10 protein-coding genes and 1 pseudogene are annotated in these 24,910 nt (G+C 70.1%); 2 read left to right on the top strand and 9 right to left on the bottom strand.

Annotation, left to right across the window (positions count from 1 at the left end):
- Positions 1–68: 68 nt before the first annotated feature.
- The 4 genes from AWB92_RS12630 to AWB92_RS30175 form a co-directional block, all read right to left on the bottom strand.
- Positions 69–1,376: a cytochrome P450 gene (locus tag AWB92_RS12630; RefSeq protein WP_085185979.1), complete on the bottom strand. Its 1,308-nt coding sequence runs from the start codon at positions 1,374–1,376 to the stop codon at positions 69–71.
- A gap of 246 nt (positions 1,377–1,622) precedes the next feature.
- Positions 1,623–4,196 carry a sugar epimerase family protein gene (locus tag AWB92_RS12625; protein WP_085185977.1) on the bottom strand — a complete coding sequence of 858 codons (2,574 nt, stop codon included), beginning with the start codon at positions 4,194–4,196 and terminating at the stop codon, positions 1,623–1,625.
- A gap of 9 nt (positions 4,197–4,205) precedes the next feature.
- Positions 4,206–16,691: a type I polyketide synthase gene (locus AWB92_RS12620; protein ID WP_085185975.1), complete on the bottom strand. Its 12,486-nt coding sequence runs from the start codon at positions 16,689–16,691 to the stop codon at positions 4,206–4,208.
- 322 nt (positions 16,692–17,013) lie between these two features.
- Positions 17,014–17,364, bottom strand: a complete 351-nt coding sequence (locus tag AWB92_RS30175; protein ID WP_193791400.1) for a hypothetical protein — start codon at positions 17,362–17,364, stop codon at positions 17,014–17,016.
- 154 nt (positions 17,365–17,518) lie between these two features.
- Between AWB92_RS30175 and rbpA the strand changes: the two genes are divergently transcribed.
- Positions 17,519–17,854, top strand: coding sequence for an RNA polymerase-binding protein RbpA (rbpA, locus tag AWB92_RS12610; RefSeq protein ID WP_067015244.1), 336 nt, complete (start codon positions 17,519–17,521; stop codon positions 17,852–17,854).
- Here rbpA and lnt read toward each other — a convergent pair.
- The 3 genes and pseudogenes from lnt to AWB92_RS12590 form a co-directional block, all read right to left on the bottom strand.
- Positions 17,851–20,438, bottom strand: a pseudogene (lnt, locus tag AWB92_RS12600) (apolipoprotein N-acyltransferase). The gene rbpA and the pseudogene lnt overlap by 4 nt on opposite strands.
- A gap of 187 nt (positions 20,439–20,625) precedes the next feature.
- Complete coding sequence (locus AWB92_RS12595; RefSeq protein ID WP_142282075.1) at positions 20,626–22,158, bottom strand: amidohydrolase; 1,533 nt, start codon at positions 22,156–22,158, stop codon at positions 20,626–20,628.
- A 162-nt stretch (positions 22,159–22,320) separates the two neighbouring features.
- Complete coding sequence (locus AWB92_RS12590; RefSeq protein WP_085185969.1) at positions 22,321–22,842, bottom strand: FxsA family protein; 522 nt, start codon at positions 22,840–22,842, stop codon at positions 22,321–22,323.
- 73 nt (positions 22,843–22,915) lie between these two features.
- On the opposite strand from AWB92_RS12590, the gene AWB92_RS12585 reads away from it, so the two are divergent.
- Positions 22,916–23,614: a dienelactone hydrolase family protein gene (locus AWB92_RS12585; protein ID WP_085185967.1), complete on the top strand. Its 699-nt coding sequence runs from the start codon at positions 22,916–22,918 to the stop codon at positions 23,612–23,614.
- 11 nt (positions 23,615–23,625) lie between these two features.
- Here the strand turns inward: AWB92_RS12585 and AWB92_RS12580 are convergent, their stop codons facing one another.
- Complete coding sequence (locus tag AWB92_RS12580; protein WP_085185965.1) at positions 23,626–24,480, bottom strand: type 1 glutamine amidotransferase domain-containing protein; 855 nt, start codon at positions 24,478–24,480, stop codon at positions 23,626–23,628.
- A gap of 5 nt (positions 24,481–24,485) precedes the next feature.
- Positions 24,486–24,881, bottom strand: coding sequence for a PPOX class F420-dependent oxidoreductase (locus AWB92_RS12575; protein WP_085185963.1), 396 nt, complete (start codon positions 24,879–24,881; stop codon positions 24,486–24,488).
- Between the last annotated feature and the right edge of the window lie 29 nt (positions 24,882–24,910).

Genomic DNA, 24,910 nt, shown 5'->3' with positions numbered 1-24,910 from the left:
GATACCGGACGCCATGAGTCCCAGTCCCCCTAGCAATGCCCATCTTTCGGATCGTATGCGTCCAGGCTTCATGGGGTCGACCTCTCGTGGAGAACGACGGGAAGGTGGGTGGGGCCACGCAGCGAGCTGTTGGTGGACCACGTTGTCGGTCCGGTGAGCGAAATTCGGGACACGCGGTTGACCAGTTCACGGAGAACGGCTTGTGCCTCCATCCGTGCCAGCGGCGCTCCCAGACACAGGTGTGGACCGTAACCAAAGCCGACGTGGGTGCGTGGATTTCGGTCCGCGCGGAAGGTGTTTGGGTCGTCGAAGGCAAGGGGATCGCGGTTGGCCGCTCCAAATGACATCAGCACGCGTGAACCCGATGGGATGGTGACATCGCCTACTTGATAGTCGGCACGAGTGTATCGGTAGAGGTTTTGAATGGGACTGGTGTAGCGCACGTGTTCTTCGATGGCCTGAGGGATGAGGTCGGGGTTGGCGCGGACCATGTCGTATTGATCGGGGTAGTGGGCGTAGGTGTGGAGCATCCCCCCGAGAAGGTTGGTTGTGGTCTCATTGCCGGCGATCAAAAGCAAAATTGCGATGTAGAACAACTGGTTGTCGGTCATCGCACCATCGGCGCTGTGCGCCAACAGGCGGCCGAGGACGGTATCCGATCCCTTAAGGTGCCCCTCCGCCAGATGTTTCAAGAAATAGCGGCGTAGCGCTACTGCGGCCAGCATCGATCGGGCCGTACTCGCAACGCCTTTCACCGAAGGGGTGAAGTTGATGATTTGGGTGGCTTCGTCTGACCAGCGGCGGAAGTCGGCGATGTCGCTCTCGGGGACGCCGAGGATGGCGGCGATGACGCGAAGAGGCATCGGGATTGTTAGCCGCTGCACGGCATCGCAGTCGCCAGCAGCGATCATGTCATCGACGAGTTCGGCGGCCAGCTCATCGATGATGCTGCGCCAACTCTCCAGTGCACCTTTGGTAAATGCCGGCTGGACTTGTTTGCGCAGGCGGCTGTGCCGTTCACCGTCGGTGACCACAACAAGATCGGCGATCATCCGTACTCGGGTCACTCCATGGCTGCTGGTCACCTGATCTGTGTCGCGTAGGGCTGCGCGGACGTCGTCGAGTCTGTGCAGAATCCATGTGGCACGCCGGGGGTTGTAGTGAACACGTCCGCTGCGGTGCAGGGCGTCGTAGGCAGCGTGGGGCTGCGCCGCGACGGCCGGGTCCAACGGGTCATAGTCGGTATTGATCGCACCCGTCCAGCCCGTGTAGCCCCGACTGCGCGTGCGGATCGCCGCGGCGACGTTTAATCGCCCCGCTGCAATGATCGGCGACAACAATGCGATGGAACCGTCAGCGGCCTTTCCGAGCTTCAAGATGAGCGCACCTTTCCCGACAGCAGTGGCTTTAGAGTCAGTCCCGGCCGGGAGGCGGTCAATACCTGGCAGCGAAGTTGAGAAGGCCCCGCACACGTCTGAGAAGCACTTCTGTCCGCAAAATCACCAGGAGCTGCGCTTGCCTATGAGACATCGAGCCCAATATGTCTCGCAGTGAGAGAACGGATTTGTTGTGACCCCGCCTGACGTAGACCATTTCCGGTACGCCAAGGAGACCCCAGCCTGCTAAGTGGTCAATTGGAGCACTTGTATTTCGCCTGTCGTGCCGTCGACCTCGACAAGCGCGCCCGGCGGCAACGCCTTGGTGGCGCCCGCAACGTCCACCACACACGGGAATCCAAATTCCCGGGCCACCACCGCCGCGTGCGACATGGGGCCGCCGAGTTCGGTGACCACGGCAGCGGCGTAAAGGAAGGCGGCGGTGTAACCGACGTCGGTCACCTCGGCGACGAGGATCTCGCCGGGCTGTAGGTCGTCGATGGTCTCGGGCCGCACGATCCGAACGCGGCCGCGCACCCGGCCGCCGCAGACACCGACCCCGTGCAGGGTATCCCCGCTGGTGAGGGCCGCCGAGGTCGTCTCGGTTGGCTGCCAGCTGCCGCTGAACACCGTCGGCGGAACGACGGTGGCCAACCTGCGCTGTTCGGCTCGGCGCCGGGCCACCAGGCCCCCGACGTCGGCCGGGAGTGCATCGAGCTCGTCGACCAGCAGATAGAACACATCGTCGGCGGTCTGGAAGATTCCGGCCTCGACCAACCGGCGCCCGTACTCGCGCATCAGGCTGCGCAACACCCAGTTGGCCCGCACCACTTTGTCGCGACGGACCTCGCGATCACGAAGTTGGTGTCCGGCCAGGCGGGCAATCGGCCTGGCCCGCAGTGGAATCCGGGTAGGTTGTGGCTGCGGTGTGGGCGGCGCGCTCATCGCCCTGGCCACCATGCGCACGAGCAACTCGGGGTCGTCGGCGTAGCTGGTCGAGCGCATCTCGAGTTCGGCCGGGCCGCGATGCCCGATCAGTGCCAGCTCGGCCAGCACCGCGGCGTGAAACTCCGGCGCCTCGACCGCCAGCTTGCCCAGTCGCTCCCCCGGTTCGGCAAGCAGCGCCGTCACTTTCGGGTCGCGCTGGGCGGCGAACACCAACCGCTGCATCGCTTCGACCGAGCGAGCGCTTACCAGTTCCGGTCCCGCCGGCGCGGCGGTATCTCGCCCACATAAACCGCGCAACAACACGTTGAACGCGGCGCACAGCATGAACGAAGCCGAGGCCAGCACCCACCCGTGCACCACCTCGTCCCGCGCCAAAGCGATCAGGCTCAGCAGCCGGCGATCGTCGAGCCGGGTGACGTCGTCGCCGGCCAGCCGTTCCAGGCGATCGACATCGGCGACGAACTCGTGGGTGTCGTCGGCCGACCCGGCGGACAGTCCGATCAAGTTGACGCCGAACACCCCGATATTGCGGACGGTCCGCAGTTGCCTTCGCAGACGGCTGGTTTCGGAGCGTGGGCGCTCCGCACCGAAGATCGGCAGCGACGCCATACTTGGGCCGAAGAATCCGCTGTTGCTGACGATTGTCGCGGGTTTGGCGAAGGGCACGGTTTCCGCCATGAAGTGCGCCGAGGTGATGGCGCCGTAGAGCCGGTGGGCGAACACCGCGACGGTGCGCATCGCGATTTCGCGCTGGATCACCCCTCCGGGCCGCAGCCGCTCGGCGATGGCCACGCCGCCGGCGCGCAGCCCGCGCACGGTCACCGAGGCCGATGCCGGGGAGAACGGGCCGGGCAATGCCTCCGACAAATTGGTGGCCAGGAAGGTGGGAAAGCGCGGGTCGATCGGGGTGTCGAACTCCCCGTTATCTCCTGCCGGGCCGGCCCAATTGGGCTTCACGCCATCCTCGCTCGGGGCGTCGACGGTGGGCAGGTCCTGGATGTTGGTCATCCGCCAGGGCAGCGATACCACCCGGTTCCCCACGCTGATCCGGCCGCGGACCGCGACCGCGAAATCCTCGACACACTCGACGGAGTTCCACGCCGGCCGGAACTCCCACTGTTGCCGCAACCGCGCGGTGTCCATGAACGGGGCACTCTGCACGAGTTGCAGCTCGCCGGGTCGGATGCCCGGCCGCACGATCGGGCGTCCGAGCGCCGCGGCCACCCGCCGGAAGGTCAGCTCCCCCGGTGCGGCGAGATTGATTGGGCCACTGCCGACTTCGGTGTCCACGATCGCCCGGTTAAACAGGCGGAGCGCGTCGTCGAGGTGGACGACCTGGATGCGACGATCGGCCGCCGCGACCGGAAACGCCGGCAATGCCAACACCCGGCGCACCCAATTGTCGACGCTCCGGCCGAGGATCGGCGCGGAGCGGATGACGACCCATTCCAGGCCCGAATCCTCGAGCAGCTGTTCGACGCGGGCCTTGTGCCGGCCGTCGGCACTGACGGGGGTTCTCGCGTCGTGCTCGGTCTTGGGCGCGTCCCCGCCGCCGTAGACGTGCGCCGACGACGGGAAAACGATGCGCCGGGTTCCGGTTTCAGCGATCGCCTCGAGAACGTTGAGCGTTCCACCGATGTTGACCTGCTCGCTCCCGGTCGCCCACGCACAGTGCGCGACCACGTCGGCACCGGCGACGGCGCGCTTGACCGCTTCCGCGTCGCGGATGTCCGCCTCGACGAATTCCGCTGCGCTCGAGCAGCTTTCGGGGCGGCGTCGGGCGATGCCGACGACATCGTGGCCCTGGCTGAGCAATCGGGCGGCGACGCCGCGGCCGAGCACACCACTGGCCCCGGTGACCGCAACTCTCACGGAGCGCCCTTACTCATCGTCGTCATCGTCGCTCAAGGCCGCGTTGACCAGCGCGTCGAGATCCATGTCGGCGATATCCTTTTCGCTCGTCGCCGCGGGCGCCGACGGACCGCTGCCGTCGGCCTCGTTCGCCAACGCGAGCAGCAGCTCCAGCACCCCCGCCTGGCGCAGGCGCTTGACCGGAATGGACCCGACCACGCGTTGGATCTCGGCCTCACCGGGCGCGGCGGCCGGCGCGGTTTGCTCCGCCGTGCCGACGAGTTCGCGGTAGATGTAGCCGGCCAGCGCCGCGGAGTTCGGGTAGTCGAAGATCAGCGTCGGCGAAAGCCCCAGCCCAGTGGCCGATTTGAGGCGGTTGCGCATCTCGACGGCGGTCAGCGAGTCGAAGCCCAACTCTTGGAACGCCCGATCCGGATCGATGGACTCGGGGCTGGAGTTGCCCAGCACCGTGGCGATGTTGGAGCGGACCAAGTCGAGGACCACCGCCTGCTGTTCGTCCTCGGGCAGCCCCTCGAGGCGCTGCAGCAGAGCCGATTTCGACTTCGCCGCGGCCAGCGAGTCGTCGACCTGACGCCGGCTGGGCGCGTTGATCAAATCGACGAACATGGGCGGCAGCGTGCCGTTGTCGAACTTGACGCGCAGCGCCGCGAGGTCGATGTGGGCGGGCAACATGAACGGCTCGTCGACGATCAGGGCGGTGTCCATCAATTCCAGTGCCTCGTCGGAGGACATCGCGACGATGCCGTCCCGGCCGAACCGGGCGCGGTCGGCGGCGCCCAGGGCGCCGGTCATGGCGCTGGCCTGGTCCCACAGGCCCCATGCCAGCGAGATCGCCGGCAACCCGAGGTTGCGCCGGTGCACCGCCAGCCCGTCCAGGAACGAGTTGGCCGCCGCGTAGTTGGCCTGGCCCGATGCACCGGCCAGCCCGGCCATCGACGAGAACAGCACGAACGCGGAGACGTCCAGCTCGCGGGTGAGCTCGTGCAGGTTCCATGCCGCGTCGACCTTGGCGCGAAGCACCGCATCGATGCGCTCCGGCGTCAGCGACGAGATCACCGCGTCGTCGAGCACGCCGGCCGCATGAATCACACCGGACAGCGGTCGCTGCACCGGGATATCGGCCAGCACCTTGGCGACGGCCTCGCGGTCCGCCGCGTCGCAGGCGACCACCTGTACCTGGGCCCCGGCCGCGGACAGCTCGGTCATCAGCTCCGCCGCGCCCGGTGCATCCAGGCCGCGCCGGCTCATCAGCACCAGGTGGCGCGCGCCGTGGCGGGTCACGACGTGACGTGCCAGGGCTGAACCCGCCATGCCGGTCGCGCCGGTGATCAGCACGGTGCCCGCCACCCAGGCGTCGGGCATGGTCATCACGACCTTGCCGACGTGGCGGGCTTGGCTCAGGTACCGCAACGCCGCCGGCGCGCGCCGCACGTCAAACCTGGTGACCGGCAACGGTTGCAGCACGTCGTCGCCGAACAGCGCGGCCAGCTCGTCGAGCATCTCCTGGATGCGCTCGGGTCCGGCCTCGAAGAGGTCGAAGGCGCGGTAGCGCACACCCGGGTGGTCGCGGGCGACGACCTCCGGGTCGCGAATGTCGGTCTTGCCCATCTCCAGGAACACTCCGCCGGGGGCGACCACCCGTAGCGACGCGTCGACGAAATCGCCGGATAGCGAGTCGAGCACCACGTCGACGCCGCGGCCCCCGGTGATCGTGCGGAACTTCTCCTCGAAATCGAGGCTGCGGGAGTCGGCGATGTGGTCGTCGTCAAAGCCCATGGCCCGCAACGTGTCCCACTTGCCCCGGCTGGCCGTCGCGAACACCTCGAGGCCGAGGTGGCGGGCCAGCTGCACGGCGGCCATGCCCACCCCGCCGGCCGCGGCGTGCACGAGGACGCGCTGGCGCGGCTTGACGCCCGCGAGGTCGACCAGCGCGTAGCGGGCGGTGGCGAACACCACCGACGTGGTCGCGGCCGCGGTGTGTGACCAGCCGGCCGGCACCTTGACCAGCAGCCGCTGGTCGGTGGTGGCGACAGTCCCGGTCCCGTCCGGGAACAGACCCATGACCCGGTCGCCGACGGCGAAACGACCACTGTCCGGGGCGGTTTCGACCACGACGCCGGCGGCCTCGATGCCCATCACCGCGTCGGGGTCGGGGTAGAGGCCGAGCGCGATCATCACGTCGCGGAAGTTGGCGGCGATGGCCGACAGGGCCACCCGGACCTGGCCGGGACCGAGCGGCGCGTCCGCGTCGGGGATCCGCTCGAGCCGCAGGTTCTCGATGGTGCCGTAGCTGCTCATGCCCAGCCGCCACGGACCGTCGTCGGGCGGCACCAACAGGCCGCCGACGGCGCGGCTGCCGTGCACCCGCGCGGTGTATACCGTCCCGTTGCGCAGCAACACCTGCGGCTCGGCCGGCGCCAAAACGGCCGCCACCGCGTCGGAATCCAGCGGCGCATCGGTGTCGACGAGCACGATGCGGCCAGGGTGCTCCGTCTGCGCCGAGCGCACCAGGCCCCACACCGCCGCGCCCGCCAGGTCGGTCACGTTCTCCCCCGCCAATGCCATGGCGCCGCGGGTCGACACCACCAGCGTTCCCGCCCCGTCGCGCGAGAGCCACGACTGCAGCACCGGCAGCACCGCGCGCGTGGCCGCGTGTACCTCGGTGACGACGTCCCCGGCGACGGGTGCCGATTCGAAAAGCACAGCCGAGGTGTCCTCGAATTCCGTTGCACCCCAGGCGCACACCTCGACCGGCTGCACCGCGGACAGTGGCTGGGCGGACCAGACGACCTCGAAGAGCCGGTCGGGTCCCGAACTCGACACCGCGGCCAGCAGCTGCCGATCGGTCACCGGCCGGGCCACCATCGACGCCACCGAGAGCACCGGCAACCCCAAGCCGTCGGCCAATTCGATCGACACGGCCGACTCCCCCACCGGCACGATCCGCGCCCGTACCGACGCCGCGCCCGCCGCGTGCAGCGACACCCGCTGCCACGAGAACGGCACCAGCATCGAACCTTCGGGGAGCTCGCCGCCGTCCGACGCCAGGATTACCGCGTGCAACGCGGCGTCGAGAATCGCGGGGTGGACACCGAATCCGGCCACCGACAGCCCGGCGTCCTCCGGCAGCGCGACTTCGGCGAACACCTCGTCGCCGCGGCGCCACATGGACGTCAGGCCGCGGAACGCGGGCCCGTACCCGTAGCCCCGCTCGGCCAGCCGCTCGTACCCGTCGCCGATATCCACCGATACCGCACCGACCGGCGGCCACGCCGACAGATCCGCGTCCGGTTGCACGGACCCGGCGCGCAGCACGCCCCCGGCGTGCAACGACCAGCCGGAGCCCGCTTCGGCACGCGAGAACACGGACACCGAGCGGGCGCCCGAATCGTCCGCCCCGCCGACGACGACCTGAACCGCGACCGACCCACCGGCCGGCAACACCAGCGGCGCCGCCAGATTCAGCTCGTCGACGACTCCGCAGCCCACCTCGTCGCCGGCCCGGATCGCCAACTCGACGAATCCCGCGCCGGGGAACAGCACGACACCACCGACGGCGTGATCGGCCAGCCAGCCTTGCGCACTCGGCGACAACCGACCGGTCAGCACCACGCCACCCGAGGCGGGCAGCTCCACCACCGCGCCCAGCAGGGCGTGTTCGCCGGCGGCCAGCCCCAGCCCGGCCGCGTCCGCGGGGGTGCCGTCACCGGCGAGCCAAAAGCGCCGCCGTTCAAAGGCATACGTGGGCAGCTCGACGAAGTTGGCCGCGCCGAGCGCGCCGCGCCAGTCCACGTCCATGCCGGCGACGAACCCCTGCGCGATGGCGTTGATCAGCGACGCCGGCTCCGGGCGGTCCTTGCGCAGGGCCGACATTGTGGTCACGACGGCGTCCGGCAGCGACTCCTCGATCGAAGCCGTCAGCCCGCCGCTCGGCCCGACTTCGAGGAAGCGGGTGGCGCCGGCGGAGTGCGCGAAGCGGACGCTGTCGGCGAATCGCACGGCCTCGCGGACGTGCCGCTTCCAGTACGCCGCCGAACCGAAGTCGTCGCCGGCCGGTTGCCCGGTCAGGTTCGACACGACCGGGATGGTGGGCTTGCCGACGACGAGCCCGCCCGCGACGGTGCCGAATTCGTCGATCATCGGATCCATCAGCGGGGAGTGGAACGCGTGGGAGACGGCGAGTCGGTGGACGCGGCGGCCGTCGGCGCGCAGCCGGTCGGCGATTGCGGTCACCGCGTCGTCGGGGCCGGAAATCACCACGGAGGCAGGCCCGTTGACCGCCGCGATGCCAACGCCGGGCGTCAGCAGGGGCCGCACCTCGTCTTCGGTTGCCTGCACGGCGATCATCGCGCCGCCAGCCGGCAGCGCCTGCATGAACCGGCCCCGGGCGGCGACCAGTACCGCCGCGTTCTGTAGCGACAGGACATCGGCGACGTGTGCGGCGGTGATCTCACCGACCGAGTGGCCCATCACGAAATCGGGCCGTACACCCCAGGATTCGAGCAGCCGGAACAGCGCGACTTCCACGGCGAACAGGGCCGGCTGCGCGAATTCGGTGGTGTTCAGCAGGTTTTCGTCTTCGCCCCACATGACGTCGCGCAGGGGCCGCAGCAGGTGCTGGTCCAACTCGCCCAGCACGGCGTCGAACGCCTCGGCGAACACCGGGTACGCCGCGTGCAACTCCCTTCCCATGCCGAGGATTTGGGAGCCCTGGCCCGGGAAGACGAAGACGGTCTTGCCGGACGTTGCCACGCCACTTATCACCGAGCCGGCCAGCTCGTCGCGGGCCAACTCGTCCAGCCCGGCCAGCAGGTCGTCGCGGTCACCGCCGACGACGACGGCCCGATGCTCGAAGTTCGACCGGCCCGCCAGCGACCACGCCACATCGGCGACGTCGAGTTCGGCGCGGGTGCGCAGGTGCGTCGCCAGCCGGGTGGCCTGCGACGCCAGGGCCGTCGCCGATTTCGCCGACACCACCCACGGCACCGCCGGCAGCTCGGGGCGCGGCACGACGCGCTCCGACCCGGCGGGCGCGGCTTCGATGATCACGTGGGCGTTGGTACCGCTGATGCCGAACGAGGACACCCCGGCGCGCAGGGTCTTGCCGTGTGCGGGCCAGGGCCGGGCTTCGGTCAGCAACGACACGGCCCCCAGCGACCAATCCACATGGGGGCTGGGCTCGTCGACGTGCAACGTGGCCGGCAACATCTCGTGGCGCATCGCCAGCACCATCTTGATGACACCGGCGACGCCGGCCGCGGCCTGCGTGTGACCCATGTTCGACTTGATCGACCCCAGCCATAGCGGTTCGGCCCGGTCGCGTCCATAGGTGGCCAACAACGCTTGGGCCTCAATGGGATCGCCCAACATCGTTCCGGTGCCGTGACCTTCGACCGCGTCAACCTCGGCCGCGGACAGCCCGGCGTTGGCGAGCGCCGCCCGCACCACCCGCTGCTGCGACGGACCGTTGGGCGCGGTCAAACCGTTCGAGGCGCCGTCCTGGTTGATCGCCGAACCCCGCACCACCGCCAGCACCCGGTGCCCGAGGCGCTCAGCGTCGGACAGCCGCTCCACCACGAGCATGCCGCCGCCCTCGGAGAATCCGGTGCCGTCGGCCGCGCCGGCGTAGGCCTTGCACCGGCCGTCGGCGGACAACCCGCGCATGCGGCTGAACTCGACGAAGATGTCCGGGGTGGCGTTGACCGTGACGCCGCCGGCCAGCGCCAGATCGGATTCACCCGAGCGCAGCGACTGCACCGCCATGTGCAAGGCCACCAACGACGACGAGCACGCCGTGTCCACCGAGACCGCGGGGCCCTCCAGGCCCAGCGCGTACGAAATGCGGCCCGACGCCACACTGGACGACTGCCCGGTCAGCCGGAAGCCCTCGGCGGCCGCCGGGGCGCCGATTCCGTAGCCCTGCGTGTACACCCCGGCGAACACGCCGGCGGCGCTGCCGCGCAACGCGCCGGGCTCGATTCCCGCGCGCTCCAACGCTTCCCAGGACAGCTCGAGGAACAGCCGCTGCTGCGGGTCCATGGCCAGCGCCTCGCTGGGCGTGATGCCGAAGAAGGCGGGGTCGAAGCCGGCGACATCGTCGACGAAGCCGCCGGTGCGGGTGTAGCAGGTGCCCGGAACGTCGGGGTCCGGGTTGTACAGCCCGTCGAGGTTCCAACCGCGATCGGTCGGGAATTCCGAGAGCACGTCGCGGCCCTCGGTCAGCATGTCCCACAGGTCCTCGGGGGAATTCACCCCACCGGGATACCGGCACGACATGCCGACGATGACGATCGGGTCGTCGTCGGTGGCGCGGACCACCGGGGCGTGGCCGACCTCTTGCGGCGCTCCGGCGAGCTCAGTGCGCATGTAGCTGGCCAGGCCGTTGGGCGTCGGGTAGTCGAAGATCAGCGTGGGCGAAAGCGCCAGTCCCGTGGCGGTTTTGAGCCGGTTGCGCATTTCGACCGCGGTCAGCGAGTCAAAGCCCAACTCCTGGAACGCCTTGTCCGGGTCGACCGACTCGGGGCTCGTGTTGCCCAGCACGGTGGCGATGTGCGAGCGGACCAGGTCCAGTAACACCGCTTGCTGCTCGGCCTCGGGCAGCCCCTGCAGACGATGCGCCAGCGCCGATTTCGACTTCGCGGCAGCCAGCGAGTCGTCGACTCGGCGGCGAGCCGGTGCGTTGACGAGGTCGCTGAACATCGGCGGCACCGCGAGGGCGTGGGCGCGCAGCGCGCCGAGATCGATGCGGGCGGGCGCCATGAACGCTTCGTCGACGATCAGCGCGGTGTCGAACAACTCCATCGCCTCGGCCGACGACAAGGCCAGGATTCCGTCGCGGCCAAGCCGGGCGAGGTCGGCCTCGTCGAGCCCACCGGTCATCGCGCTGGCCTGATCCCACAGCCCCCACGCCAGCGATATCGCCGGCAGCCCGTGTGCGCGCCGGTGCGCGGCCAGTCCGTCCATAAACGAGTTGGCCGCCGCGTAGTTGCCCTGGCCCGACGAGCCCACCAGCCCGGCCATCGAGGAGAACATCACGAACGCCGACAGATCCCGGTCGCGGGTCAGTTCGTGCAGGTTCCACGCCGCGTCGACCTTGGCCTGCAACACCGCATCGACGCGCTCCGGCGTCAGCGAGGTGACCATCGCGTCGTCGAGTACGCCGGCCGCATGAATGACGGCCGAAAGCGTTGGCACAGTGCCGATCACCGCCGCCAGCGCGGCCCGGTCGGCCGCATCGCACGCGACGACCCGGACCGTGGCCCCCGCGGCCTCCAGCTCGGCGACCAGTTCCGCCGCACCCGGCGCGCCCGGTCCGCGGCGGCTCAGCAGCGCCAGGTCCCGGACGCCGTGGTGCGCCACCAGGTGGCGGGCCAGGGTCGCGCCCGCCATGCCGGTGCCGCCGGTGATCAGCACGGTGCCCGAGGCCAGCCCGGCACCAGGCCCAAAAGGCATGGTCATGACGACCTTGCCGACATGGCGGGCCTGGCTCAGGTAGCGCAACGCGGCGCGCGCGCGTCGCACGTCAAAAGTCGTCACCGGCAACGGCTTCAGCACGCCGGCGTCGAAGAGCCCGGCGAGCTCGAGCATCCACTGATGCATTCGGGGGCGGCCCGGTTCGAAGAGGTCGAAGGCGCGGTAGCGCACGCCCGGATATTCCTGCGCGATCGCGCCGGGGTCGCGGATGTCGGTCTTGCCCATCTCGAGGAACATGCCACCGGGGGCGACCAACCGCAGTGAGGCGTCGACGAATTTGCCGGCCAGCGAGTCCAGCACGATGTCCATCCCGGCCCCGCCGGTGGCCGCCCGGAACTTCTCCTCGAATTCCAGGCTGCGGGAGTCCGCGATGTGGTCGTCGTCAAGGCCCATGGCGCGCAGGGTGTCCCACTTGCCGCGGCTGGCGGTCCCGTACACCTCCAGGCCCAAATGCCGGGCCAGCTGGACGGCGGCCATCCCGACTCCGCCGGCCGCGGCGTGCACCAGCACCCGCTGGCCCGGTTTGGCGTCGGCAAGGTGGATGAACGCCATGTATGCGGTGGTGAAAACGGCGGAGACGGCGGCGGCTTCGGGGTAGGACCAGTCTTCGGGCTTGTGCACCAGCAGGCGGACGTCGCCGGCGACCAGGGTGCCGCTGCCGTCGGGGAAGAATCCGTACACCGAATCGCCCACCGCGAAATCGGTGACGCCTGGGGCGACTTCGACCACTACGCCGGCCCCTTCACCGCCGAGCAGCGCGTCGTGGGTGAACATGCCCAGGGTGATCATGACGTCGCGGAAGTTCGCGGCGATCGCGCGCAGGGCCACTCGCACCTGCCCCGGCTGCAGCGGCGCCTCGGCGTCGGGCACCGGCTCCAGGCGCAGGTTTTCGAACGTGCCGGCGCTGCTGATGCCCAGCCGCCATGGGCCGTCGGCCGGAGGTACCAGGAGACCGTCGACCGCGCGGCTGCCCTGCACCCGCGGGCGGTAATGCGTTCCGCCGCGCACCAACACCTGCGGCTCGCCGAGCGCGAGAACGGCGGCGATCGCCCGATCATCCAGCGGCGCATCGGTATCCACGAGGACGATCCGGCCGGGGTGCTCGGTCTGCGCCGACCGTGCCAGCCCCCACACCGCGGCGCCGGCCAAGTCGGTGACGTCCTCCCCCGGCAATGCCATCGCGCCGCGGGTGGCCACCACCAACACACCGGAGTCATGCTCGGACAACCACGACTGCACGGCGGCCAGCGCCTGATGCGTGCGCTCATGGGTCTGCGTCACCGGATCATGCTCGGCGGCAAGGGATTCGAACAACCGGTACGACGGCGTATCCCCGGCCGAGGCGGTCGCCGTCGCCGGCGACCAGTTCACCTCGAAGAGCCGGTCCGGACCCGCACCGGACACCGCCGCGCGCAGCTGCTGCTCGCTGACCGGCCGGGCCGCCATCGCCCGCACCGACAGCACCGGCAACCCGAGACCGTCGGCGAGCTCGATGGAAACCGCCTTGGAAACCGCCTTGGTCGCCGACGTACCGGCCGGCGCGATGCGCGCGCGCACCGCCAACGCGCCCGCCGCGTGCAGCGACACACCCTCCCAGGAGAACGGCAACACGACTTCGTCTGTCCCGCCGGCGATTTGATGGCCCACCACCAGCGCGTGCATCGCCGCGTCAAGCAACGCCGGGTGCACGCCGAACCCGTTGACGCCCCCGGCGGCGTCCGGCAGCCGCACCTCGGCGAACACTTCGTCGCCGCGAACCCACGCCGCGGTCAGGCCCTGGAACGCGGGCCCGTAGCCGTAACCGCGCGCCGCCAGCCGTTCATAGCCCTCGACGGGGTCGGCCGCGACCGCCCCCGCCGGCGGCCACACCGACAGGTCCGCCGTCGGCTCGACCGACCCCTTGCTGAGCGTGCCCTCGGCGTGGCACATCCAGCCGGAGCCCGCGTCGTGGCGCGAGAAAATCGACACGCTGCGCCGACCGCCCTCGTCCTCGGCTCCCACCACCACTTGCACGGCGACCGAGCCTGAGCCGGAATCCTTGGCGGGCAACATCAATGGCGCCTGCAGCGTCAGTTCGTCGACCGTCGAGCAACCGACTTCGTCGCCGGCGCGGATCGCCAACTCGACGAACCCCGCGCCGGGGAACACGGCCACACCGGATACCGCGTGGTCGGCCAGCCAGCCCTGCAGGCCGGGCGACAACCGGCCCGTCAGCAGCACGCCGCCGGAAGCCGGCAGCTCGACGACCGCGCTCAGCAGCGGGTGCTCGCTGGTTCCCAGACCCAAGCCCGTGGCGTCGGCCGCGACGCCCTCCCCGGACAGCCAAAACCGGCGTCGGTCAAAGGCGTAGGTCGGCAGCTCCACGAAGGCCGCCCCGTCCAACGCGCCGCGCCAGTCGACGCTCACTCCCGCGACGAACGCGGTGGCGGCCGAGGTCAGGAACCTCTCGAGGCCGCCGTCGTCGCGACCCAGCGTGGGCACGACGATCGGGTCGGCGTCGCCGGCGCAGCTGTTGGCGGTGTCTTCGATCCCGGCAATCAGCGCCGGGTGCGGGCTGGACTCGATGAAGGTTCGGAATCCGTGCTCGCACGCGCTGCGCACCGCCTGGTCGAACTGGACGGTCTGCCGGATATTGCGATACCAGTACTCGGCGTCCAATCCCGCAGTGTCGAACCGGTTTCCGGTGACCGTGGAAAAGAACGCCGTGCGCGTGGACCGCGGCTCGATGCCGGCCAACACCTCGGCGAGCTCGTTTCGGATCGCCTCGACCTCGACCGAATGCGACGCATAGTCGACGTCGATCCGCCGGGTGCGCAGCTCCAGGTCGGCGCAGAACCCGACGAGTTCGTCCAGCGCGGCCCCGTCGCCGGACACCACGACGGCCGATCGGCCGTTGACGGCGGCGATGCTGACGCGATTTCCATAGGGCGCCAACAGTTCCCGTGCCCGCTCGGTGCTGCACGCGATGGACAGCATGCCGCCGGGGCCGGCCAGCGACCTCAGCAGCTTGCTGCGCAACGCGACGACACGGGCGGCGTCGGCCAGCGACAGCGCACCGGCGACATAGGCCGCGGCGATCTCGCCCTGCGAGTGCCCGATCACAGCGTCCGGACAGACGCCAACCGACTTCCACAGCTCCGCCAGTGACACCATCACCGCAAACAGCACCGGCTGCACCACGTCCACCCGGTCCAGGCCCGGCGCGTCGGGCGCGCCGCGCAGAACGTCGGTCAGCGACCAGTCGACGAACTCGGCGAAGGCCTGCTCGCATGCCTGGATCTGGCGCGCGAAAACCGGTGCGGTGTCCAGCAATTCGACGCCCATGCCCAGCCATTGGGAGCCCTGGCCGGGGAAGACGAAGACGGTCTTGCCCGCGGCGGCGGCGGTTCCCCGGATCGCCGATACGGGTTCGTCTGCTGCCAGCTGATCCAGCCCGGCCAGCAACCGGTCCCGGTCACCGCCGACTACCACGGCACGATGCTCGAAGTCCGACCGGCCCGCCAGCGTCCACGCCACATCGGCGGCATCGAGATCGGCATGGGCGCGCACGTGCGCCGCCAAGCGGGCGGCCTGAGATCGCAACGCCGAGGCCGACTTTGCCGACACCGCCCACGGCAGCGCCGCCGGCGCCGGGCCGGGCTCACGTTGCGGGGCCTCGGGCACCGCCTCGACGATCACGTGCGCGTTGGTGCCGCTGATCCCGAACGACGACACACCCGCGCGGCGCGCGCGGCTCGCCGGCCAGGGCTGGTTCTCGGTGAGCAGCGACACCGCGCCCGCCGACCAATCCACGTGCGGGCTGGGCACATCGACGTGCAGCGTCGCGGGCAGCGTCTCGTGGCGCATTGCCTGCACCATCTTGATCACCCCGGCGACCCCGGCGCCGGCCTGCGTGTGGCCCATGTTCGACTTGATCGATCCCAGCCACAGCGGGGCGTCGCGGTCTTGACCGTACGTGGCCAACAACGCCTGCGCCTCGATCGGATCACCCAGCGTGGTCCCGGTGCCGTGACCCTCGACGACGTCCACGTCGGCGGCCGAAAGCCCGGCATTGGCCAGGGCGGCGCGCACCACCCGCTGCTGCGACGGCCCGTTGGGCGCGGTCAGCCCATTCGACGCGCCGTCCTGATTGACGGCCGAACCGCGCACCACCGCCAACACCGGATGCCCGAGCCGTCGCGCATCCGACAACCGCTCGACGACCAGCATGGCCCCGCCCTCGGACCAGCCGACGCCGTCGGCGGCGCCCGCATAGGCCTTGCAGCGGCCGTCCGGCGCCAGGCCGCGGTGCCGGCTGAACTCGACGAAGACCGTGGGCGTGGCGTTGACGGTCGCGCCGCCGGCCAGGGCCAGGTCGCATTCGCCCGTTCGCAGCGACTGCACGGCCATGTGCAGGGCGACCAACGACGACGAGCACGCCGTGTCCACCGACACCGCCGGGCCCTCCAGCCCGAGCACATACGACACCCGGCCGGAGGCCACGCTGGAGGTCATGCCGGTGAGCCGGTAGCCCTCGATCTCCTCGGCCAACATCCCGTAGCCCTGAACGATGAGCCCGGCGAAGACGCCGGTGGCGCTGCCGCGCAGCCCACTGGGATCGATCCCGGCCCGCTCCAACGCCTCCCAGGACAACTCCAGCAACATCCGGTGCTGGGGGTCCATCGCCAGCGCCTCGCTGGGCGCGATGCCGAAGAACGCGGCGTCGAAGTCCGCGACGCCGTCCACGAAGCCGCCGGTGCGGGCGTAGGTCTTGTGACGCGCGTCGGGATCGGGGTCGAACAACGCCGCCACGTCCCAGCCGCGATCGGTGGGAAAGTCCGTGATCACGTCGCGACCGTCCGCGACCATTTGCCACAGGTCCTCCGGGGTCTCGACCCCGCCGGGGAAGCGGCACGACATCCCGACGATGGCGATCGGCTCGCTCGACCGCTCCAGCAACGCACGGTTGGTGCGCTTCAGGCGTTCCACCTGGACCAGCGCTTTGCGCAGCGCTTCGGTCGCATGCTGGAGTTGATCCATCACTAACCTCGCCTAACCCTCACCTGGCAGGTGGGCCGTCTGGTAACCGCCGGACGCGGCGTGTGCCGAGCGTCCTTGCCGAGTCACAGAAGTTGCTGCACGAATCGGTCTCGTGGATTTTTCGACCAGCCCCGACAAGCTTCGTGCTGCTCTCCGACCCAAGAATGTCGCTCGTGAGTATGGCCAACTCCGGCAGGATTTCAAAACGTCCGATACTCCCGGCTGCTAAAAGAGGAACGGCGTCGACCTCTAAACCCGAGCAAAAACGGCCCGCCGCCCATGGCGCGACTGTACTCGGCAACCCATCAGTGGTGGTCAAGCCGGGTTAGACCCCCGCTCGGCGCCAACCGTCGGCGGCCCGGGCGGCCCGGATCAGCACGTCACAGAGCTCACGCAGCTCCGCCGGTGGGGCCCCCTCGTCGAGCGCCGTGGCGACGTCCTCCGCCGCGCATCGCACCTGGTAGACACGATCCGAGAGGTCGGCGGCGTCCTCGGCGGACAGCACCACCGCGTCCGCCGGCACGGCTCCCGCATCACCCCGATTCAAAGAGGCGCGTTGCTCGTAGGCGCGTTGCCGGCAGGACTGTCGGCAGTACTGGCGGCGACGGCCCATCCCGGCGTCTGTCACGTCGCGACCGCACCACCGGCACGGGTGGGGGCGGGCACGGCGGGTCACGCCTGCCGAGGATAGTCGGCCGTTGTCGGCAATCCCGTATCATTGAAGGTCGCGTCGCGTATGCCGCGTGTCGGCCTGGGAACTACGCGGGCCGTCATTACGTTTGCTAAACGGAAATTGCACACAGCCCACAGGATCTAAAGGAGTAGCAGCCATGGCCGATCGCGTCCTGAGAGGCAGTCGCCTTGGAGCCGTGAGCTACGAGACCGACCGCAACCACGACCTCGCGCCGCGTCAGATCGCGCGGTACCGCACCGAGAACGGCGAGGAGTTCGAGGTTCCCTTCGCCGACGACGCCGACATCCCCGGCACCTGGCTGTGCCGCAACGGCATGGAAGGCACCCTGATCGAGGGCGACCTGCCCGAGCCGAAGAAGGTCAAGCCGCCGCGGACGCACTGGGACATGCTGCTGGAGCGCCGCTCCGTCGAAGAGCTGGAAGAACTGCTCAAGGAGCGCCTCGAGCTGATCCGGTCGCGCCGCCGCGGCTAACCGCGGTTGTCGGCGCGGATCGCGCGGGGATGGGTGGTTCGCCCCTCGATGCCCCACCGGGTGACCTTGACCAGCGCCTCGCGGATGTTCGATCCGCTCATCTTGGAGACGCCGAGTTCGCGCTCGGTGAAGGTGATCGGCACTTCGGCAATGACGAACCCATTGCAGACGGTGCGCCACGTCAGGTCGATCTGGAAGCAGTAGCCCTTGGAGTCCACGCCGTCCAGGCCGATCGTCTCGAGGACTTCCCGGCGGTAGGCGCGGTAGCCGGCGGTGATGTCGTGCACGCCGATACCGAGGGCGACCCGCGCGTAGGTGTTGGCCGTCCAGGACAGCGCCCAGCGCCGCCACGGCCAGTTCCGCACCGCTCCGCCCTCGACGTAGCGCGAGCCGATCGCCAGATCGGCGCCGGCATCGACCGCGTCCAGTAGCAGGTGCAGCTGTTCGGGCGCGTGGCTGCCGTCGGCGTCCATCTCGACGAGCACCGAGTAGTCCCGGCTTAGACCCCAGGCGAAACCCGCCAGGTAGGCCGCGCCCAGGCCGTCCTTGGCGGTGCGGTGCATCACGTGGACGCGGTCGGGGTCGGCCGCCGCGAGGTCGTCGGCGAGCTGCCCGGTGCCGTCGGGGCTGTTGTCGTCGACGATCAGCAGGTGCACGTTCGGGCACGCCGCCTTTAACCGCCGGTGGATCACCGGGAGGTTCTCCCGTTCGTTGAACGTCGGGATGATCACCAGGACGCGCTCGCTGGGACGGTTACCCGGGACCCGGGGCGCCGGCTGGCCGGTGGTCATGTAGCTCCTCTGTGTCGCCCGAAATCAGGTAGGCCGCCATCCTCGGGCGGATTGTCGTCATCGCCCGCGTCCGGCGCGGTGCCTTGCGCTCTCTCCGCGTCGCCCTCGTCGGGCGGGGGTCCGCCCGGGGGCGTACCGGCGTCTTCCGATTCACCGGGAGGCCTGGACCTCCGAAGAATCGGACGCGCGAACCATCCATTGTGCCGTATCCCGACCAGAATGACCGATCCGGCCGCTACGACCAAAACCCACTGCACTATCGGGCCCCACCGGGTCGCCGGCGTCAGCTTGGTCTTGAGGCGCACCTGGATATCCAGGTAGGCGGGCTCGAAGAAGTCGGTGCGGACCAGCTCGGCGCCGTCCGGGGCGATCACCGCGCTGATCCCGGTGGTCCCGGCGACCACGACGTAGCGGTCGTGCTCCACCGCCCGGACCTTGGCGAACGCCAGCTGTTGTTCGCTCATCGTCTTGTTGAAGGTCGCGTTGTTGGCGGGCACCGCCAGCAGCTGGGCGCCGTTCAGCACGGCCTTGCGCGGGGCCCGGTCGAAGATGACTTCCCAGCAGGTGGATACCCCTACCGGCACCCCGGCGATGTGCACCACACCGCTGCTTCGGCCGGGCACCATGTGTCCGGCCCGGTCGGCATAGCCGGAGAGGTGCTTGAACAGCCACGGCATCGGCAGGTACTCCCCGAACGGCTGCACGATTTCCTTATCGTGGCGGTCGGCCGGTCCGCTGACCGGGTTCCACACGATCACCGTGTTGGTGTACTGCGCGTTGTCCGGCGGGCGGCCGGGCACGTCGAGCACCGTGCCGACGAGTATCGGCGCGCCGATCGCCGCGACGGCCCGCGCGACCTGCTCGGCGGCGTCGGGGTTGGCCAGGGGGTCGATGTCGGAAGAGTCCTCCGGCCAGATGACGAACTGCGGTTGCGGGGCCAGGCCGGCGCGCACGTCCTCGGCCAGCTGCTGGGTCTCGCGCACGTGGTTGTCCAGCACCGCTCGCCGTTGCGCGTTGAAGTCCAAACCCAGCCGGGGCACGTTGCCCTGCACCACGGCGACCGTGACCGAGGGTTCGCCGCCCGCTCCGGCGCCGGCGTGGCGCACCTGCGGCCAGATGATGACGGCGGCGAACAACACCAGGCAGATGCAGATACCCGGCAGCACGACGGCCGGCGGCGGCGCGGGCTCTTTCGCGGCCGCTGCGCCGTCCGGGTGGCCGGTTTTCCACCACTTGACGATCTCCAGCGCGATCGCGGTCGCGCTGAATCCCACCAGCACGACCGCCAGGGACAGCAGCGCGACCCCGCCGAGCTGGACCACCGGCAGCAACGGGCCCTGCGCTTGACCGAACGCGACGACGCCCCAGGGAAAGCCGCCGAACGGGAAGATCGACTTCAGCCACTCCTGGGCCACCCACACCAGCGCGAACCAGATCGGCCAGCCCGGCAGCCGCCGCACGATGACCGCGCACAGGCCGAAGAGCGCGGGAAACAGTGCGCAGACGGCCGCCAGCACCAGCCACGGCACGGCGCCCACCAGAGTGCTGATCCACGGCAACAGCGGCACATAGAAGGCCAGCCCGAACAGGAACCCGTAGCCGAGACCGCCCGCCGGCGTCGTGGCCGGATGCTGCAGCACCCAGGCCAGCAGCGCGGCGGCGACGACGGCGGCCCACCACCAGTTCACGGCCGGGAAGCTGGCGAACAGCAGCAAGCCACCCACGATGGCGAGCGCCAGCCGCGGCAGGCGCGGTCGCAGCGCGGCCCACACACCGGGGAGCTTTGCGATCACCGCCGCGCCAAGCCCCGCCGCCCTGCCCTTTCGGGTGGCCGTGCCGGCAGCGTCAGGAGATTCCGGTTCGGATTCGGGTTCGTCGGTCCTGGCCGGTTCGATCTCGGCGGCGTCCTCATCCCTCTCCGATTCGGCCTCGTCGCTGATCGGGTCCTGGTCGGGAGGCTGGGGGGCGCCGAACCACTCCCTAGCCATGGATGACAGCGCCTCGATGCACGGTCCGGCGGCAACGCGGCAGCGCGTCGGTGGGGCCCAGGCGCGGCAACGCCGGCACCCGGGAGCGGGGATCGGTGGACCAGCGCTGGACTGCGTCGCGGGGCGCGTGGACGTCGAGGGGCCCGGCGTCCCACACGGCGTAGGACGCGGGCGCGCCGGGCGCGAGCGTTCCCGCCAGGCCATCGCGGGCGCCACTCGCCCGCCAGCCGCCGCGGGTGGCGGCCGCGAACGCGGCCCGCGCCGACACCGCGCTGCCCGGGGTGCGGTGATTGACCGCCGCCCGCACGCTCGCCCAGGGGTCGATGCCCGTGACGGGGGCGTCGGAACCGAGCGCGAGGGGCACGCCTTGGGATGCTAACAGCGCAAGGGGGTTGAGCCGGCTGCCTCGTTCGGCGCCCAGCCGCCGGGCGTACATGCCGTCCGCGCCACCCCACAGCGCGTCGAAATTGGGCTGCACGCTGGCGATGACGCCCCACGCACCGAGTTTGGCGGCCTGCTCGGCGGTGACCATCTCCACGTGCTCGAGGCGGTGCCCGCAGCGGGCGACGGCGGCCACCCCGAGGTCGGCGACCACCCGTTCCAACGCCGCGACCGCCGCCGAGACGGCGGCATCGCCGATGACGTGGAAACCGGCCGTCACCCCCGCCTCGGTGCACGCCCGCAGATGGGCTTCGATGGCGTCGGGGTCCAGGTAGCAGGTGCCGTGGCGGTCCGGTGCGTCGGTATAGGGCTGGTGCAGCCAGGCGGTGCGAGACCCCAGTGCGCCGTCGACGAACAGGTCGCCGGCCAGCCCGCGGGCGCCGGTCTCGTCCCGCAGCGCCCGCGCCTCGGCGGCCGTGGTCACCGCCTGGCCCCAGTAGCCGACGATCTCGACGCCGCCGCCGAGGTCACGCAGGCCCAGCCAGTCGTCGAGGCCGCCGATCTCGGGACCCGCGCATTCGTGCACCGCGACGATGCCGGCCGCGGCGACGGCCCGCAGCGCGGCCGTGCGGGCCTCGGTCAGCTGCTGGGGCGTCAGCAGGTCGCGGGCGACGGCGCGGACCAGGTGGTGCGCGTCGCCCACCAGCGGGCGCTCCGGGTCGAAGCCGGTCGCCGCGGGGAGATCCGCGACGTGACGCCGCAGCGCCGTGGAGGCCAGCGCGGAGTGGACGTCGATGCGGGTCAGGTAGGCGGGCCGGTCACCGAGGACGGCGTCCAGATCGGCGGTGCTCGGCGGCGTGTTCTCCGGCCACGACGATTCGTCCCAGCCGTGCCCCCACACCGGCCGGCCCGGGTGGGCGGCCGCGTAGTCGGCAACCATCTGCAGGCACTGGGCGCGCGACTCGGCGGGTTGCAGATTCAGGCCGCTGAGCGTCAGGCCGGTCGCGGTGAGGTGGATGTGGCTGTCCACGAACGCCGGCGCCACGAAGCCGCCGTCCAGGTCCTCGATGTCGGCGCCCGGGAACTGGCTGCGACCGACGTCGTCGCTGCCCAGCCAGGCGATGACGTCGCCGCGGACCGCCATAGCGGTGGCGTCGGGGTGGGTCCGGCTGTGGACCCTCCCGTTGACCAGCAGCGTGATGTCGTCGGTCACAGGCCAAAACTACGTGTGGCTGTGCCTAGGGCAATCAATCCCAGCCCGGCGACGATGCGCGCCGCGCAGCGGCGGGCTGAGGAGCCGGGCAAATTAATCCCACGCGGGGTTTCCGGGATATCCACCGCGCGCCTCGCTGGGCAAGGCCGGCGCGCGAAAGTCCCGCACGTCAACAACCTCGCCGTCGATGTAGTCGCGCTGAGTATCGCGGGTGTCGGTTCCGAAAAGCGTCGCGTCGGTGATCAACGGCGCCCGCCGCCGCAGGCCGCGCATGCCCAGCGCGGTCAGTCCCGGCCCGGCGACCTTCCGTATCGGCGGCACCAGCAACAGCAGCCCGACGGCGGTAGTGACCAGGCCGGGGACCAGGACCAGGGCGATGGCCAGCGTGACCAGCGCCCCTTCGCTCGCCGCGGTGCGCGGCTCGGTCAGCCCGCGCCGCAATTGCCCGATTTGTCGGATGAGCTGTGATCCCGCCATCGGGGCCAGCACGACCCACCCGAGCATGAACGTGCCCAGCAGCGCCAGCAGCGTCCAGCCCCACCCGACCGACGAGACCAGCGCGATGACCGCCGCGAGCTCGACGACGGCGTAGATCAGAAACAGCCGCGACATCATGTGAGGCCAACGTCCGCGGCCCACCGGGGAGTTCCCCTGGTGGCGCCCGACACGGCTGCAGTTAGATGACGCTATGGCAACGATTCAGATCGACACCCCGGACGGATCGATTGATGCGCTGTTGAACCTTCCCCCGGGCGACGGCCCGTGGCCAGGGGTGGTGGTGATCCACGACGCCTTCGGCTACGGCCGGGACAAGCAGGCGACCAACGAGCGCATCGCCCAGGCCGGCTACCTGGCCCTGACGCCGAACCTGTACTCGCGGGGCGGCCGCGTCCGCTGCATCACCAGGGTCATGCGGGACCTGCAGACGAAGCGGGGTCGGGCCGTCGACGACATCTTGGCGGCCCGCGATCATCTCAAGGCGATGCCCGAGTGCTCCGGGCCTGTCGGCATCGCGGGCTTCTGCATGGGCGGGCAGTTCGCGATCGTCATGTCGCCCAGGGGTTTCGAGGCCTCCGCGCCCTTCTACGGCACTCCCCTGCGCCGCGACCTCGGCCGCACTCTGGAGGGGGCGTGCCCGATCGTCGCGAGCTTCGGCGCCCGTGACCCACTGGGCAGGGGCGCCGCCGACAAGTTTCGCGAGGTGACCGCCGCGAAGCAGATAACCACCGATATCAAGGACTATCCCGGCGTCGGGCACAGCTTCGCGAACACGCTGCCCGCGCAGCCGCTGCTTCGCATCGCGGGTTTCGGCTACGACCAGGCCGCCACCGACGACGCGTGGAGCCGCGTCTTCGCCTTCTTCGGCGAGCACCTGAAGGCGGGCTGAAACACGTTGGGTCACTTCAGCTTCTGCGACAGCACGGTCGCGAACGTGTGCGTGTCGCCGGGCCAGCGCGCCGACACGTAGCGGCCGTCGTCGACGACGAAGGCGGCCCGCGAATCGGTGGCGGTGTCACGCACCACGCCCGAGGACTTCAGCCACCGGTGCGGCGTTCCGCTGCCGACGTCTTGGAAATCCGACGGATCCTTAAGCGCGCGAGTGACTTCCGACTGAACAGACATGTACCCGACGGGCTGACCGGGCTCCTCGGTGTAGGTTCGGTAGTAGTCGCGATCCCACAATCGAGTCAACCGCGTGAGCCGCCAGGCCAGGCCTTCCATCGCCCACGTCAGCGCGGTGGTCTTGCTTCCGTAGAGCACCGAGCGCCCCGTGGCGGGATCGATGCTGCGGGCGGCGAGCAGGACGCCGTGACAGATCGCGGCGACGATCAGCCCTCGCGCGAACGCGTCTACGACGAGCCGCTGCAGGATGTCGCTGTCGATGTAACTACGCATTCCCCGGGCGCGATGGCCGCCGGGCAGCAGCAGCGCGTCGATGCCGTCGAGGCAGGCTTGTGACCACGTGACCGGGCGCTGGAATTCCGCCGAGCGCAGCATGTCCCGGTACGCCTCGCGGCCGTCCTTGTTGGCCCGCAGCATCAGCCCGACGACCGGGAGGCTGCCCAGTACCGGCAGCGCGGACCAGATGTCCAACCCGCGGCCGGTGACCATAATGTCGTCGGCGACGCCGGGCGCGCCGCTTTCGGTGGCGAACACCACCCGGTGTCCGTTGTCGGTGAGGACCCGCCAGCTGACGGCGACCTCGGTGGGGTCGAAGTCGCGGTCCGGGATCGGGATGAGGACGGTCCCCATTTGCCTTAGCCTGGCGCCACTTTCAGCTCGAGGCCGATGTTGTTGTCCATGCCACCGCGCAGCTTGCTGAAGAAGTTGAAGACCTTGCCGACGATGCCGTACCGCTTGCCGATGGCGTCGTAGACCGCGGCGGTCTGCGACTTGTCGAGGATCGCCGCGGTGCCCTCGACCGCCTCGCTGGTCGGCCGGCCCTGCATGGTGCAGGTGGCCAGCGTGACCCGCGGGGTGTTGCGGATCCGCTTGACCTTCCACGACTTTTCCTGAGTGATGACCAGCAGCCGGTCGCCGCGCTGCTCGTCCAAGGCAGCCCAGACTGGCACCGGCTTGGGCCGGCCGTCCTTGGTGAAGGTGGTCAGCAGGAGGTATTGCGCCTTGGCGAGATCGGCGAAAGTGGGGGTCACGGGTGTCAACCTACGCCCGTCGGCCCGCT

Origin of the sequence: Mycobacterium sp. IEC1808 (genome assembly GCF_002101935.1) — a bacterium.
In the GTDB taxonomy this organism is placed as follows: domain Bacteria; phylum Actinomycetota; class Actinomycetes; order Mycobacteriales; family Mycobacteriaceae; genus Mycobacterium.
The sequence above is the reverse complement of the archived record's forward strand: the minus strand, read 5'-3'. Positions and strand labels throughout refer to the sequence as shown.